Origin of the sequence: Aquipuribacter hungaricus (assembly GCF_037860755.1) — a bacterium.
Classification (GTDB): domain Bacteria; phylum Actinomycetota; class Actinomycetes; order Actinomycetales; family JBBAYJ01; genus Aquipuribacter; species Aquipuribacter hungaricus.
Window position 1 is genome coordinate 1 of record NZ_JBBEOI010000473.1, and the last position, 897, is coordinate 897.

The window sequence follows — 897 nt, forward strand, 5'->3', positions numbered from 1 at the left end:
TCGTGCTCGGCACGGCGGCCCTGGTCGGCCGCGTCGCGGCGGCCCGCGAGGAGGTGCTGCTGCTGCCCGGGCGCCCCGCGCCGCAGGTGTGGGCCGAGCACATGCACTCGGTCGCCTGGGCCGTGGAGACGACGGGCCGGACGCGCCTGGCCGCGGCGGCGCAGCTGGACCTGCTGCGCAGCCTCGACGCGGCCGGCGTCACCCCGGCCGCCCTGCTCGGCGGGGTGTGGAACGCCTGCAGCGCCGCCGTCGCCGCGCAGGTCGTCCTCGACGTGCTCCCCAACGAGACCCACGACGTCCTCTGCGCCGACCTGCTCGAGGTGCTGCCGGGCTAGCCCCCTCCCGCCGGACGCTCAGGTCCGGGCCCCGCCTGCCGATGAGACGGGTGCGGCTGCCCACCCGGGCGGCCCGGCAGAGCGGAGGGCCCCGGTGGCACCCACCACGGAGCGCATCAAGGTCGTCGTCGTCGACGACTCGGTCGTCGTGCGCCGGCTCCTCAGCGACGTCCTGCAGAGCGACCCCGAGATCGAGGTCGTCGCGACCAGCTCCAACGGCCGGCTCGGCGTCGAGGCCGTCCGTCGGCTGCGCCCCGACGTCGTCGTCATGGACATCGAGATGCCCGTCATGGACGGCATCCAGGCGGTCCGCGAGATCCGCACGACCGACCGGCGCACCCCCATCATCATGTTCTCCACGCTCACCGAGCGCGGCGCCCGCGCCACCTTCGACGCCCTGGACGCCGGCGCCACGGACTACGTCACCAAGCCCGGCCAGGCCTCCGCGGTCGGCTCCGGCCTGGAGTCCGTCCGCGTCGAGCTGATCCCGCGCGTGCGGGCCCTGGCCGGTCGCGGCCCCCGCCCCACCCCCGGCCGCGCGCCGGCCCGCCCGGCCCTGGTC

2 protein-coding genes are annotated in these 897 nt (G+C 76.9%); both read left to right on the plus strand.

Features of this window, described 5'->3' with window-relative positions; translation table 11 throughout:
• Positions 1 to 335: hypothetical protein (locus WCS02_RS20700; RefSeq protein ID WP_340296199.1), on the plus strand; the 335-nt coding region annotated here is incomplete at its 5' end.
• Positions 336 to 429: 94 nt separating this feature from the next.
• The coding region (locus tag WCS02_RS20705; protein ID WP_340296200.1) for a response regulator at positions 430 to 897 on the plus strand (468 nt) is incomplete at its 3' end.